At 66.6% G+C, this 14,486-nt stretch carries 10 protein-coding genes; 7 read left to right on the top strand and 3 right to left on the bottom strand.

All coding sequences use genetic code 11. The features are described from left to right. Positions 1-27 precede the first annotated feature (27 nt). Genes ACZK2G_RS14330 through ACZK2G_RS14350 form a run of 5 tightly spaced genes read left to right on the top strand, consistent with a single transcriptional unit; the run spans position 28 to position 5,091 of the window. A complete protein-coding gene (locus ACZK2G_RS14330) occupies positions 28-1,395 on the top strand; it encodes an FAD-dependent oxidoreductase (RefSeq protein ID WP_046982633.1) in 1,368 nt (455 codons plus the stop codon). Beyond that, positions 1,395-2,834 carry an exodeoxyribonuclease I gene (gene sbcB, locus ACZK2G_RS14335; RefSeq protein WP_337302662.1) on the top strand — a complete coding sequence of 480 codons (1,440 nt, stop codon included), beginning with the start codon at positions 1,395-1,397 and terminating at the stop codon, positions 2,832-2,834. Before ACZK2G_RS14330 ends, sbcB begins: the two co-directional genes overlap by 1 nt. Continuing rightward, complete coding sequence (locus ACZK2G_RS14340) at positions 2,831-3,517, top strand: DUF2461 domain-containing protein (protein ID WP_046982635.1); 687 nt, start codon at positions 2,831-2,833, stop codon at positions 3,515-3,517. Before sbcB ends, ACZK2G_RS14340 begins: the two co-directional genes overlap by 4 nt. Then, on the top strand, positions 3,517-4,497 hold the full coding sequence (locus tag ACZK2G_RS14345) for an aldo/keto reductase (protein ID WP_478473670.1): 981 nt from the start codon (positions 3,517-3,519) through the stop codon (positions 4,495-4,497). Before ACZK2G_RS14340 ends, ACZK2G_RS14345 begins: the two co-directional genes overlap by 1 nt. Positions 4,498-4,539: 42 nt before the next feature. After that, positions 4,540-5,091 carry a DUF2939 domain-containing protein gene (locus tag ACZK2G_RS14350; RefSeq protein ID WP_478473671.1) on the top strand — a complete coding sequence of 184 codons (552 nt, stop codon included), beginning with the start codon at positions 4,540-4,542 and terminating at the stop codon, positions 5,089-5,091. A 182-nt stretch (positions 5,092-5,273) separates the two neighbouring features. Here ACZK2G_RS14350 and ACZK2G_RS14355 read toward each other — a convergent pair whose 3' ends face one another. From ACZK2G_RS14355 to ACZK2G_RS14365, 3 genes are all read right to left on the bottom strand, one after another. Beyond that, the gene (locus tag ACZK2G_RS14355) at positions 5,274-6,218 is read right to left on the bottom strand and encodes a 5'-nucleotidase (RefSeq protein ID WP_478473673.1); all 945 of its coding nucleotides are present in this window, start codon (positions 6,216-6,218) and stop codon (positions 5,274-5,276) included. 48 nt (positions 6,219-6,266) lie between these two features. Beyond that, positions 6,267-7,040, bottom strand: coding sequence for an NAD kinase (locus ACZK2G_RS14360; RefSeq protein WP_046982638.1), 774 nt, complete (start codon positions 7,038-7,040; stop codon positions 6,267-6,269). 294 nt (positions 7,041-7,334) lie between these two features. Continuing rightward, on the bottom strand, positions 7,335-12,311 hold the full coding sequence (locus ACZK2G_RS14365) for an NAD-glutamate dehydrogenase (protein WP_046982639.1): 4,977 nt from the start codon (positions 12,309-12,311) through the stop codon (positions 7,335-7,337). Positions 12,312-12,561: 250 nt separating this feature from the next. On the opposite strand from ACZK2G_RS14365, the gene ACZK2G_RS14370 reads away from it, so the two are divergent. Further along, positions 12,562-13,218 (top strand): TetR/AcrR family transcriptional regulator, encoded by a 657-nt coding sequence (locus tag ACZK2G_RS14370; RefSeq protein WP_046982640.1) that lies wholly within the window; start codon positions 12,562-12,564, stop codon positions 13,216-13,218. Further along, positions 13,218-14,486, top strand: coding sequence for an efflux RND transporter periplasmic adaptor subunit (locus ACZK2G_RS14375; RefSeq protein ID WP_046982641.1), 1,269 nt, complete (start codon positions 13,218-13,220; stop codon positions 14,484-14,486). The genes ACZK2G_RS14370 and ACZK2G_RS14375 overlap by 1 nt, the downstream gene beginning before the upstream one ends.

Below are 14,486 nucleotides of genomic sequence, written 5' to 3' on the forward strand. Positions count from 1 at the left end.
GCCCCTCCCCTACTGCTGGACAGTTCGTTGATCGCACACGCTTCCCGCTCGTTGAGCATTATCGGTGCCGGCCTCGCCGGGTCCCTGCTGGCCATCCTGCTGTCACGCCAGGGCTGGCGCATCACCCTGTACGAACGCCGCGGCGATCCACGCGTGGCCGACTACGAGAGTGGCCGCTCGATCAACCTGGCGTTGGCCGAGCGTGGGCGCAACGCACTGCGTCAGGCAGGCGTGGAAGACGAGGTGATGGCGCGCGCGGTGATGATGCGCGGACGCATGGTGCACCCGCGCGAGGGCGAACCGCAGCTGCAGCGCTACGGCCGCGACGACAGCGAAGTGATCTGGTCGATCCACCGCAGCGACCTGAACACCACGCTGCTGGAACTGGCCGAACAGGCCGGCGCCACCGTGCACTTCCATCGCCGCCTGCACACCGTCGATTTTGATGCCGGCTACGCGCGTTTCATCGATGACCGCGACGACAGCCCGCACGACATCCGCTTCGACACCCTGATCGGCGCCGACGGTGCCGGCTCGGCGCTGCGCGCGGCGATGAACCGCCGTGCGCCGCTGGGCGAGGACATTGCCTTCCTCGACCACTCCTACAAGGAGCTGGAGATTCCGCCGGCCGCCGATGGCAGCTTCCGCATCGAGCGCAACGCACTACACATCTGGCCGCGCGGCCACTACATGTGCATCGCCCTGCCCAACCACGAAGGCACCTTCACCGTCACCCTGTTCCTGCCCAACCAGGGCGACCCCAGCTTTGCCACGGTCAACACCGGCGCACAGGCCGAGGCGCTGTTCGCGCGCGAGTTCGCCGACACCCTGCCGTTGATCACGAACCTGCGCGCGGACTGGGAGCAGCACCCGCCGGGCCTGCTTGGCACGCTCACGCTGGAGCGCTGGCATCAGCAGGGCCGTGCCGTACTGATCGGCGACGCCGCACATGCGATGGTGCCGTTCCACGGCCAGGGCATGAACTGCGCGTTCGAGGACTGTGTTGCGCTGGCCCGTCACCTGATGGAGGCCGATGATCTGGAAGCTGCGTTCGCCGCGTTCGAAGCCGAACGCAAGCCGAATGCACGTGCCATCCAGCAGATGGCGCTGGAGAACTACCTGGAGATGCGCGACCGCGTGGCCGACCCTGCATTCCTGCTGCAGCGCGAACTGGAACAGGAGCTGCAGCGCCGCTGGCCGACCCGCTTCGTGCCGCACTACACCATGGTCACCTTCCTGCACACGCCCTACGCCGAGGCCCTGCACCGCACCGAACTGCAGCGCGGGATGCTGGTGGCGGCCACCGCAGGTCACGATTCACTGGACAACATCGACTGGGCGACACTGGAAGCGCAGATCCATGCGCAGCTCCCGGTCCTGGAGGGCGCACACTGATGGCCGACAGCTTCCTGTTCTACGACCTGGAAACCTTCGGCCAGGACCCGCGGCGTACGCGCATCTCGCAGTACGCTGCAATCCGCACCGACGCCGACCTCAACGAGATCGATACCCCGGTCAGCTTCTTCGTGCGCCCGGCCGATGACCTGCTGCCCTCGCCAATGGCCACGCTGGTGACCGGCATTACTCCGCAGCAGGCACTGGCCGAAGGCATCAGCGAAGCCGAAGCCTTCGACCGCATCAATGAACAGCTGTCGCGGCCGGGCACCTGCGCACTGGGCTACAACACGCTGCGCTTCGATGATGAGTTCGTCCGCTACGGGCTGTTCCGCAACTTCCACGACCCGTACGAACGCGAGTGGCGCAACGGCAATTCGCGCTGGGACCTGCTGGACATGCTGCGGCTGATGCGCGCGATGCGCCCGGATGGCATCCAATGGCCGCTGCGCGAGGATGGCGCCACCTCGTTCAAGCTCGAGCACCTGGCCGAGGCCAACAACGTGCGCGAAGGCGATGCGCACGAAGCACTTTCAGACGTGCGCGCCACCATCGGCATGGCCCGCCTGTTCAAGCAGTCGCAGCCGCGCCTGTGGGACTACGCCCTGAAGCTGCGCGACAAGCGCTTCGTCGGCAGCCTGCTGGACGTGGCCGCGATGAAGCCGGTGCTGCACATTTCCATGCGCTACCCGGCCAGCCGCCTGTGCGCGGCACCGGTGCTGCCGCTGTCGATGCATCCCACCATCAACAACCGGGTGATCGTGTTCGACCTGGAGGGTGACATCGACGACCTGCTGGAGCTCCCGGCCGAGGTGATCGCACAGCGCCTGTACATGCGCACCAGCGAACTACCCGAGGGCGCGACGCGGGTTCCCCTGAAGGAAGTGCAACTGAACAAGGTGCCGGCGCTGATCGCCTGGAACCACCTGCGCGCCGATGACCACGCACGGCTCGGCCTGGACGTGGCCGCGATCGAGGCCAGGGCCGAACGCCTGCGTGCGTTCGCCCCCCAGCTGGCGGAGAAGGCACGACAGGTCTACAACCAGCCGCGCGTGGACAGCGTGGCCGACGTCGATGCCTCGCTGTACGACGGCTTTCTCGGGGCCGGCGACAAGCCACTGCTGGCACTGGCGCGCACCACCGTGCCGGAGCAGCTGGCAGCGCTCGAGGGCCGTTTCCGCGACCCGCGATTGCCGGAGCTGCTGTTCCGCTACCGTGCGCGCAACCATCCCGACAGCCTCGCACCGGGTGAACGCCAGCGCTGGCAGGATTACCGCCGCCAGCGCCTGCTGGGGGATGGCGGCCTGGGCGAACTCAACCTGCCCCAGTACCAGCAGCAGCTCGACGCACTGGCTGCCGAAGCGCCCGACGACGCCCGGCGCCAGGCCCTGCTGCAATCGCTGCGCGACTGGGGCCAGCACCTGCAGGAGACCCTGTGAGCACTTATTTCTCGGACGCCAGCTTCAAGTTCCTGCGCAGCCTGGCGCGGCACAACGACAAGGCGTGGTTCAACGATCATCGCCAGCAGTATGAAGACCACGTGCGGCAGCCGTTCCTGCGCCTGCTGGGCGACCTGCAGCCGGCCCTGACCGAGGTCAGCGAGCACTTCCGCGCCGATACCCGCGGCGTCGGCGGTTCGCTGTTCCGCATCCATCGCGATGCGCGCTTTTCCAACGACAAGTCGCCGTACAAAACCTGGCAGGGTGCGCGCCTGTTCCATGAGCGCCGCCGCGAAGTGGCCGCGCCATCGTTCTATGTGCACCTGCAGCCGGGCGAGAGCTTCGTCGGTGCCGGCCTGTGGCATCCGGAGCCGGAAACCCAGCGCCGCGTGCGCCACTTCATCCTCGACAACCCCGGCAGCTGGAAGGCCGCGGCGCATGCACCGGTTCTGCGCAAGCGCTTCGACTTCGAGGAGAGCGAAAAACTGGTGCGGCCGCCGCGCGGCTTCCCGGCCGACTTCGAATTCATCGAAGACCTCAAGCACCGCAACTGGGTGATGTGGCGCTCGCTGGACGACGCCACCATGACCGGCCCGCGACTGCTGTCCACGCTGGGCAAGGATCTGGCCGCGCTCGGCCCGTTCGTCGACTATCTGTGCGCGGCGCTGGACCTGGAATTCTGATGCCGTTGGCACGGCAACGCCGCACGCTGGGCCGCACCGGCCTGGCGGTTTCGCCGGTGGGCCTGGGCTGCTCCGGCTTCTGGGGGCATCGCCGCTTTCCGGAACAGTCGGCCGCGAACGTGGTCGAGCATGCACTGGCACAGGGCGTGAACCTGTTGGATACCGGCCACAACTATTCTGGCTTCCACGCCGAGCCGCGATTGGGCCGCATCCTGCGCCCATTGCTGAAGCGATACCCCCGCGAGTCGTTGGTGATCTCCAGCAAGGGCGGCACGCTGACCGGCCAGGCCGGCGTCAGCGGCGCCGAGCAGCGCAATTTCTCGCCGGCAGCCATTACCGCCAGCTGCGAAGCCTCGCTGCGCAACCTCGGCCTGGATTACCTCGATATCTACCAGCTGCACGGTGCCAGCCAGCACGACATCAACGATGACCTGCTGGCCGCACTGCAACGACTTCGCGAACGCGGGCTGATCCGGCACACCGGTATCAATACGCACACGGCCTCGACCCTGCGCTGGATGATCGACAATCCCACGCTGTTCGACGTGGTGCTTCTTGACTACAACGCCCTGCAGCAGGACCGTGAACCCCTCATCGACCAGTTGCAGGCAGCAGGCATCGGCGTGCTGGCCGGCACCGTGCTGGCGCAGGGCCATCTGCTGCCCTCACGGGCCCGCCTGCCGCGCCCGGCCGACGCCTGGTATCTGGCCAGAGCCTGGCTCAAGCCCAGCAGCCGCCAACTGATGCGCAGCGCGCGCCAGATGCGCCGCGCTGTGGCTGCGATCCGCAGCCAGCATCCGGCCCAGACCGCCTTTGCCTACGCGCTCGGCCACCCCGGGGTTGCCAGCGGCATCCTCGGCACCACCCGCACGCAGAGCCTGGACGAAGTACTGGCAACGCGCCTGGAAGCGCTGACGGCAGCCGAACGCCAACAGTTGGTGGGCGCGTTCGGGGACGGCCGCGGCTCGCCCAGTCACTGAACCTTCACCCGTTGCTGCCGGAGTTGCGGCAGTCTGGCCGATATGAAGAAGCTCAGTGCACTCGTGGTCCTGCTGGTCCTGGCGCTGGCCGCCTGGTGGTTTGGCGGCCCGTACATGACCGTGCATGGCCTCTCCAAGGCCATCGAGCAGCGCGACACCGCCCGATTGGAGCGCTACGTCGACTTCCCGCGGGTGCGCAGCAGCGTGCGCGCCCAGCTCAACGACTACCTGGTGCGCCAGGCAGGCCCGGATGTAGCAGCCAGCCCGTTCGGTGCGCTGCTCTACGGGCTGGGTGACCAGCTGGGCGGTGCAGCGGTGGAGACCCTGGTAACTCCGACTGGCATCGGCGCGATGCTGCAGGGCCATGTGCTGTGGAAGCGTGGCCGCAATGAACTGCAGGGGGGCGATGCATTCGGCCCGACCGAACCGGCGCGGCCGTTGAAGCATGCCGAGCACCATTTCGAAGCATTGGACCGCTTCGTCATCGACGTCGATCGTGGCCCGGGCCAGCCACCGTTGAAGGTGGTGCTGGAACCGCAGGGCCTGCGCTGGAAGGTGGTTGACCTGCAGCTGGGGATGTCGGGCAGCCCTTGACGGGCCATGCCCCTTCGATGGCCCTGCTTTCGGTAGATGCCCACCTTGGTGGGCATGGATCCAGGACGGCGCCAACCAAGGTTGGCAACTACGGGGGGTACAGCGCTCTGGTAGATGCCCACCTTGGTGGGCGCCGATGCATGGCAGTGCCAACCAACGGTTGGCACCCACCCGGGATGGTTTCACCCCTCGTTGGCAACGCCATGCGGCACATGGCCAGCGGCCACATGCTCGCGGGCACTGTCGATGTTGTGCTGCGAATCATCGAAGAAGATGTCGGCGCCGAACGCCTGCAGGAACGGGCCCTTGTGGCGGCCACCGAGGAACAGGGCCTCGTCCAGGCGCACGCCCCACTCGCGCAGGGTGCGGATCACCCGTTCGTGCGCAGGCGCCGAACGCGCGGTCACCAGCGCGGTGCGGATCGGCGCACTATCCCCCGCCGGGAACACTTCCTGCAGCGTATGCAGGGCCGACAGGAAACCACGGAACGGCCCCCCGCTGAGCGGTTCGCGCGCACGTTCGCGCTCGTGCCGGCCGAATGCCTCCACGCCCTGCTCGCGCGAAATGCGCTCACTCTCGTCACCGAAGATCACCGCATCGCCATCGAAGGCGATGCGCAGCTGCCCGGCCGGGCGCGTGATATCGATCTGGTCGGCAGCCGCAGCGGCGGTCTCGCCCGGCGGCTTGGGCAGGATGGTGGCCGCCGCGATGCCATGGCGCAGCGCGCTGCGCACCGATTCCGGGTTGGCCGACAGGAACAGGTCAGTACCGAACGGTTTCACATACGGCCAGGTCGGCTCGCCGGCGGTGAACGTCGCACGGATGATGCTCAGGCCGTAGTGCTGGATCGAATTGAAGATGCGCAGGCCGGTATCGGCCGAGTTGCGCGACAGCAGGATCACCTCGACCCGCGGGTTCTCCGGGCTGGCCCCCTGGTTCAGCGCCAGCAGCTTGCGCACCACCGGGAACGCCACGCCGGGGCCGAGGATGTCGTCCTCATGCTGGCGCTGGAATTCTGCATAGGCCGCCACGCCATCGCTCTCGAACAGCGCGTGGCTTTCCTCGAGGTCGAACAAGGCGCGCGAGGTCACCGCGACGGTCAGCAAACGGGGGGAGTTGTCGCCCATCGGTGGGGGTCCTTCAAAGCGATCGGCGGGGCCGGCGGCCTATTGTCCTCAAAAAACGAACTGTTCGCTCAGGATCCGGTCTTCCAGGTTGTGCTCCGGGTCGAACAGCAGGGTCACCCGGCGGTCCTTGGACTCGCGGATGGTGACTTCGACCACGTCGCGGGTCTCGTGCGAGTCGGCAGTGACGCTGACCGGGCGCTTGTACGGATCAAGCACGCGGAAGCGCACCTCGGTGTCGGCCTTGAGGATCGCCCCGCGCCAGCGCCGCGGCCGGTACGGTGCCAAGGGCGTCAGGGCGATGGTATGCGAGCCCAGCGGCAGCACCGGACCATGCGCGGAATAGTTGTAGGCGGTGCTGCCAGCCGGGGTGGCTACCAGTACACCGTCACCGATCAGCTCAGCCACGCGCTCCTGGCCGTTGAGGTCGATGCCGATATGCGCGGCCTGCCGGGTCTGGCGCAGCAATGACACGTCGTTGTAGGCCAGCGAACCGGTGCTGGTGCCCGATTCGGTCAACGCCACCATCTCCAGCGGCCGCAGGTTGGCCGGTTCGGCACGGGCGATGCGCGCCTGCACGTCATCGTCGCCACGGTACTGGTTCATCAGGAAGCCCACGGTACCCAGTTTCATGCCGAACACCGGCTTACCCAGGTGACCATGCCGATGCAGGGTCTGCAGCATGAAGCCATCGCCGCCCAGCGGGCACAGCACGTCGGCCTGGTCCGGGGCGTGGTCGCCATAGCGCGAGACCATCGCTGCGCGTGCCATCTGTGCAGGTTCGGTGGTACTGGCCAGGAAAGCGATGCGGGGGGTGTCGCTCATCGGTGGATCCGGGGGGAACTGGTGAAGAGCATAACCGAGCGCCGGGGGTTGGACCGCGCGGGGCGGATGACCGGCATATCCGCCGGGACACGCCGTAAACCCGTCCCTGGGGGCTCGATCGCGCCATCCATGGCGCTCACGGTCCCGGCGGATATGCCGGTCATCCACCTTGCAGGTTCACAGCCGGCGTCGGGTCAGGTGGTCGCAAAAGGCCAAAGGCAGAAACAGAACGGCCCCGCTTTCGCGGGGCCGTTCCTTTTCACGCCCGCCGGGCAGAACCCGGCGTTACCTCAGTTACGCGCCGTGCGCGGCCAGCTGGCCAAGACGCTGCACCGCGACCGAGACGGTCGGGTAGTCCAGGGTCTTCTGCTCGGCCAGTTCGGCCAGCATCGCCAGGGTAAAGCGCAGGCTGCTGTCGTCACGACCGATCCACGCGGCCACCTTGGCTTCAGCGGTGCTGCCCTTGGTACCCAGTGCCTGGCCGGCCAGGCTGCGGTGGTGCGCAGCCAGTTCGTCGCGCAGCACGCCACGTGCCACCGCGTGCCAACGGCCATTGACCTCCAGCGCGTCAATCTGCTCGAACAGCCACGGCAGCTGCAGTGCGTCACCCAGACGGAAGTGGATCTTGGACACATCCACCGGCTTCAGCTTGCGGGTGCGGGCCAGTTCGATGATGTCGAACGCCGGTTCCAGGAAGTGCAGTTCGGCCAGCTGCTGCGCCAGCGCCGACGGCAGGCCCTTTTCCTTCCACTCGGCCACCAGGGCTTCGTAGGTCGGACGCTGCGAATCCGGCAGCACACCCGAAGCAACACGGATGTCGTTGAACGGACCCTGGTAGCGGTTGACCGCCTCGGTGATGCCCGGCATCGGGCCCGGGCGCGACAGCAGCCAACGCACGAACGAACGCTGCAGCTTCCAGATCACTTCCAGCGCATCGATCTGCACCGACTCCGGCAGGGTGCCGTCGAGGGCGTCGATCTGCGCCCACAGCGCGCGGGCGTCCAGCGTTTCGCGGCTGATGGTGTAGGCCTTGGCGACCTCGGCAATGGAACGGCCGGTGTCTTCCTGCATGCGCATCAGGAAGGTGGCGCCCATGCGGTTGATGGTCTGGTTGGTCACGGCCGTGGCGATGATTTCGCGCTTCAGGCGGTGACGCTCCATCGCGTCGGCGTACTTCTTCTGCAGCGGGGTCGGGAAGTAGCGCTGCAGTTCCTTGGACAGGTACGGATCTTCCGGGATGTCCGAATCCAGCAGCTGGGCGAACGCCACCAGCTTGGAATAGGACAGCAGCACCGACAGTTCCGGACGGGTCAGGCCCTGGCCGCGTGCCTTGCGCTGGGACAGCTCGGCATCGGACGGCAGGAATTCGATCTGGCGATCGAGCAGGCCCTGCTGTTCCAGGGTGCGGATGAAGTGCTGCTTGGAACCCAGGCGCTTGACCGCCATCCGCTCCATCAGGCTCAGGGCCTGGTTCTGGCGGTAGTTGTCGTTGAGCACCAGCGCGGCCACTTCGTCGGTCATCGACGCCAGCAGCTTGTTGCGCTGTTCAACGGTCAGCTTCTTGGCCCGCACCACATCGTTGAGCAGGATCTTGATGTTGACTTCATGGTCGGAGGTATCCACACCGGCCGAGTTGTCGATGAAGTCGGTGTTGAGCAGCACGCCGGCCTGGGCAGCTTCGATGCGGCCGAGCTGGGTCATGCCCAGGTTGCCGCCCTCGCCCACCACCTTGCAGCGCAGCTCGCCACCGTTCACGCGCAGGGCGTTGTTGGCGCGGTCGCCCACGTCACTGTGCTGCTCGCTGGCAGCCTTGACGTAGGTGCCGATGCCGCCGTTCCACAGCAGGTCGACCGGCGCCTTCAGGATCGCGCTCATCAGATCGTTCGGCGACAGCGCCTTGACGCTCTCGTCCAGGCCCAGCACTTCACGCACCTGCGGGGTGATCTCGATCGACTTCAGGCTGCGCGGGTACACGCCGCCGCCCTTGCTGATCAGCTTGGCATCGTAGTCCGCCCAACTCGAACGCGGCACGGTGAACAGGCGCTCACGCTCGACGAACGTGGTGGCCGCATCCGGGTTCGGGTCCAGGAAGATGTGGCGATGGTCGAACGCGGCCAGCAGGCGGATGTGGCGCGACAGCAGCATGCCGTTGCCGAACACGTCGCCGGACATGTCGCCGACGCCGACCGCAGTGAAGTCCTGGCTCTGGCTGTCACGGCCCAGCGCACGGAAGTGGCGCTTGACCGACTCCCACGCACCGCGTGCGGTGATGCCCATGCCCTTGTGGTCGTAACCGACCGAACCACCGGAGGCGAAGGCATCGCCCATCCAGAAGCCGTGCGCGATGGCCAGGCCGTTGGCGATGTCGGAGAAGGTCGCGGTGCCCTTGTCGGCGGCCACCACCAGGTACGGATCGTCCATGTCATGACGGACCACATCCACCGGCGGCACGATCTTGTTGTTGACGATGTTGTCGGTGATGTCCAGCAGGCCCTGGATGAACAGCTTGTAGCAGGCCACACCGTTGGCGAAGATCGCATCGCGGTCGCCGTTCACCGGCGGCATCTTTGCGAAGAAGCCGCCCTTCGCGCCGACCGGCACGATGACGGTGTTCTTGACCATCTGCGCCTTGACCAGGCCCAGCACTTCGGTACGGAAGTCTTCGCGGCGATCCGACCAGCGCAGGCCACCACGAGCCACCGCACCAAAGCGCAGGTGGGTACCTTCCACGCGCGGGCCGTACACGAAGATTTCGCGGTACGGACGCGGCTTGGGCAGGTCCGGCACCAGCGCCGAATCGAACTTGAAGCTGATGACATGGCCGTGCTGGCCGTTGGCATCGGTCTGGTAGTAGCTGGTACGCAGGGTCGCGTCGATCACGCCCATGAACGAGCGCAGGATGCGGTCCTCGTCCAGGCTGGACACGCGGTCCATCAGCTTCAGCAGCGCATCGCGCGCGGCCTGCATCTGCGCATCACGGTCACCCTTGCGGGCATCGACCACGGTCTTGAGCACCTTCAGCGTGGCCTCGTCGCCGGCTGCCAGCACATCCAGGTGTGCCTTCAGCTGGGCCTGACCGGCGGCGATGTCGTCCTTGCTTTCGTGGCCGGTGGCTGGATCGAAGCGGGCTTCGAACAGCTCCACCAGCAGGCGTGCCAGCAGCGGGTAACGGGTGAAGGTGCCTTCCACGTAGGCCTGCGAGAACGGCACGCCGGTCTGCAGCAGGTACTTGCAGTAGCCACGCAGCATGGCGACCTGGCGCCAGTGCAGGCCGGCAGCCAGCACCAGGCGGTTGAACGCATCGTTCTCGGCATCGCCGTGCCAGACGCGGGCAAAGGTCTCGCCGAAGGCTTCATCGACGCTGGCGGCATCGATCGCACCGGCGGTCGATTCGACCTCGAAGTCCTGCACGTACACCGGCGCGTTGTCCACCGACAGACGGTACGGACGCTCGGCGATCACGCGCAGGCCCATGTTTTCCATCATCGGCAGCGCGTCCGACAGCGGGATGTCATCCAGCTGGCGATACAGCTTCAGGCGCAGGCCATCACCGGATTCACGCGGCACCGCCTGCAGGCTCAGGCGCAGGTCGTCCGGGCCGGTCAGGGCATCGAGCTGGCTGACATCATTGGCGGCAACAGCGGTGCTGTTGTCTTCGATGTAACCGGCCGGCAGCGCCTTGCCGATACGCGCAGCGATGCGCAGGCCTTCGGCTTCACCATGGCGGGTAACCAGCGCTTCGCGCAGATCGTCCTGCCAGTTGCGCAGCACCTGGGCCAGCTTCTGCTCCAGTTCGGCGGTATCGACGTCGAGCATTTCGCCCGGCTTCGGGCGCACGATCAGGTGCACCTGGGCCAGCGGCGATTCGCCCAGCACCACCGAGCTGTCCACGTACTCACCGTGCAGCGCTTCCTTGAGCATCGCTTCGATGCGCAGGCGCACGTCGGTGTTGAAACGCTCGCGCGGCAGGTAGACCAGCGCGGAGATGAAACGGCTGTACTTGTCACGGCGCAGGAACAGGCGGCTGCGCACGCGCTCCTGCAGGCCCAGCACGCCCATTGCGGTGCGGAACAGTTCGTCCTCGCTGGACTGGAACAGTTCTTCGCGCGGCAGGGTTTCCAGGATATGGCGCAGCGCCTTGCCGCTGTGGCTCGAGCCGGCCAGGCCGGACTGCTTCATCACGTGTTCGTAGCGCTGGCGCACCAGCGGAATTTCCCACGGGCGACGGTTGTAGGCGCTGGAGGTGAACAGGCCGAGGAAGCGCTGCTCGCCGATGATCTTGCCCTTGGCGTCGAATTCCAGCACGCCGATGTAGTCCATGTAACCGGCGCGGTGGACGCGCGAACGGGCATTGGTCTTGGTCAGGATCAGCGCGTCCTTCAGCCCGGACGTGGTGTTCAGGCCCTGCGCGGCCAGGGTCTTGACCGGACGTGCAGCGGACTTGTCCTTGCCGCGCATCAGGCCCAGGCCGGTGTCGTTCAGCGGTGCCAGTACTTCTTCCTTGCCCTGCTTCTCGACGCGGTACTCGCGGTAGCCGAAGAAGGTGAAGTGGTTATCGGCGGCCCAGCGCAGGAATTCCTGCGCTTCCTTGCGCGAGGCATCGTCGACCGGCAGCTGGCGGCTGCCGAGGTCGTCGGCCAGCGCCAGCGCCTTGTCCTGCATCGGCTGCCAGTCGCGTACGATCGCACGCACCTCATCCAGCGCCTTGTTGATCGCCTGCTCGATGGCGGCCATGGCTTCGGCCGGCTGGCGGTCGATCTCCAGCAGCATCACCGATTCCAGCTGGCCCTCGCCGACCTTGACCAGCTTGCCGGCCTTGTCGCGGGTGAAGCGCAGCACCGGGTGGCCCAGCACGTGGACGCCGACGCCCTGTTCTGCCAGCGACATGGTGACGGTGTCGACCAGGAACGGCATGTCGTCGTTGACGATCTGCAGCACGGTGTGCGGCGATTCCCAACCGTTGACCTTGGCAGTCGGATTGAACACGCGGACGTTGGCCTTGCCGGTCTTGCGGGCACGGGCGAACTCCAGCGTTTCAGCCGCGAGCGCGGCCCACTCTTCGGCGCTGTGGTGCGGGAACTCGTCCGCCTCCATGCGCTTGTAGAAATCAGTGGCGAAGGCCACTGCTTCGGCCTGTGCGGCCGCCGGGTAGCGCTTGCGCAAAGCCGTGTACACCGGCTCCAGGGAGAAACCAGCGGTCACTGCGACCTCCGACTCTGCTGGTTTGGTCTTGTTTTTCACGGTCTTGGCTGCGGTCTTTTGCGGTTTCATGGCAGAGCGGGGCGCTTGCTCAGTTGGGAAAATGAAATTGTAGCCCTACCGCACGAAAAGGCCTTGCTGCAGGACGGAATAAGTAGATTCGGGTTTGCTGCGGTTTAGACGCCTATTCAGTTCGCTCCGGTATGGAGTGATCAAGGCATGCAGCACTACCGACAGGATCGGCAAAGCGTGTTACGGGAAGGCACACGCAGCGACGACTCCGCGATTCCACAATCCTGAACTGGACGGTATAGTCCACCGCGTGAATCCGGCCTACCTCCCCGTTGCCCTCGACGCGCGCGATGAGCGCGTGTTCGACGCCGTGCGCGAACTGCTGGCCCAACAGGGCATGCAGATGAGCATGGACGCGGTGGCCCAGCACGCCGGCTGCTCCAAGCAGACCCTGTATTCGCGCTACGGCAGCAAGCAGGAACTGCTGCGCCGGGTGATGCAGCGTCATGTCGGCCACGCCACCGGCGCCATGGTTCGTGCACTCCGCAGTGACGACCTGCGTGCCAGCCTGCTCCAGTTCGCCATCGACTTCCTGGAGCATTTCAACCAGCCGCACGTAGGACAGGCCTGTCGGCTGATCGCCGCCGACGCATCCCAGTTTCCCGAAGAGGCGCGTACGCTGTACCGGCATGGTGCCGGCGCGCTGACGCTTCATCTTGCTGAATGGATTGAAACCGTTTGCAGAAGTGGTCAGCTCCGGCATGACGACCCGCACTTCATGGCCGAACTGCTGCTGAGCATGATCGCCGGTCAGGATTTCGACAAACAGCGCTTCCATACCCCCCATCGTGATGACGCGCAACTGCGTCGGCGCTGGGCAGAGTTCTCCGTCGACAGCTTCCTGCGCGCCTTTGCGCCACAGCCGTCGCCGGCCCCGTCTACAAACCAACCCCGGAGTTCCTCCTGATGACCGCCCCACTCCGCACCCTTGCCTTGACGTGCGCCGTTGCTGTCGCGCTGGCTGCCTGCAAGAAGCCGGAACAGCAGACGCCCCCGCCGCCGGAGGTGGGCGTGATCGACGCCAAGCCGCAGACCTTGCCGCTGCAACGTGAGCTGGTCGGCCGCCTGTCGCCGTTCCGCAGCGCCGACGTGCGCGCGCGCGTGCCGGGCGTGCTGCTCAAGCGCGTCTACCAGGAAGGCTCCCAGGTCAAGCAGGGCCAGACCCTGTTCCTGATCGACCCCGCCCCGTTGCGCGCCTCGCTCAATGCCTCCGAGGCGCAGCTGGCCTCGGCCCGCGCGACCTACGCGAACGCCAAGGTCGCCGCCGACCGCGCTCGCTCGCTGGCGCCGCAGCAGTTCGTGTCCAAGTCCGACCTGGACAACGCCGAATCGGCCGAACGCACCGCGCTGGCCGCGGTCAAGCAGGCCGAAGCCGCGGTGACCTCTTCGCGCATCAGCCTGGGCTACACCGAAGTGACCGCGCCGATCAGTGGCGTGGCCAACAAGCAGCAGGTGACCGAAGGTGCGCTGGTCGGCCAGGGCGATGTGACCCTGCTGACCACCGTCGACCAGCTCGACCCGCTGTATGTGAACTTCTCGCTGAGCGTGGATGAGCTGACCCAGCTGCGTGCGCAGCAGGCCAAGGGTGCGCTGGCGCTGTCCGGCGACGGCAAGGCCACGGTCAACGTCAAGCTGGCCGACGGCAGCACCTACAGCGAACCGGGCACGCTGGACTTCTCTTCGACCACGGTCGACCCGGCCACCGGCGCGGTGTCGCTGCGTGCGCTGCTGCCGAACCCGCAGCAGATCCTGCTGCCGGGTGCCTTCGTCAGCTTCCAGGCCAACCTGGGCGAGCGCAACAACGCCTACCTGGTGCCGCAGCAGGCCCTGCTGCGTGACACCACCGGCGGCTACGTGATGGTGGTCGGTGCCGACGGCAAGGTCGTGCGCAAGAACGTGAAGACCGATGGCGCGCAGAACGGCAACTGGCTGGTCAGCGACGGCCTGGCTGCCGGTGACAAGGTGATCGTGGCCGGCGTGCAGAAGGTCAAGGAAGGTGCACCGGCGGTGGCCAAGCCGTGGACCCCGGGGCAGGACGCCAACGGCAAGCCTGCCGCAGGCGGCGCCGCTCCGGCGGGCGCGGCGCCGGCCGCAGCCAAGGCACCGGCCGATGCGGCCAAGCCCGAGCAGGCCGATGCGGCCAAGCCGGCCGCCACCGATTCGAACAAGCAGTAA

Source organism: Stenotrophomonas sp. 107298_Sma, assembly GCF_056480345.1.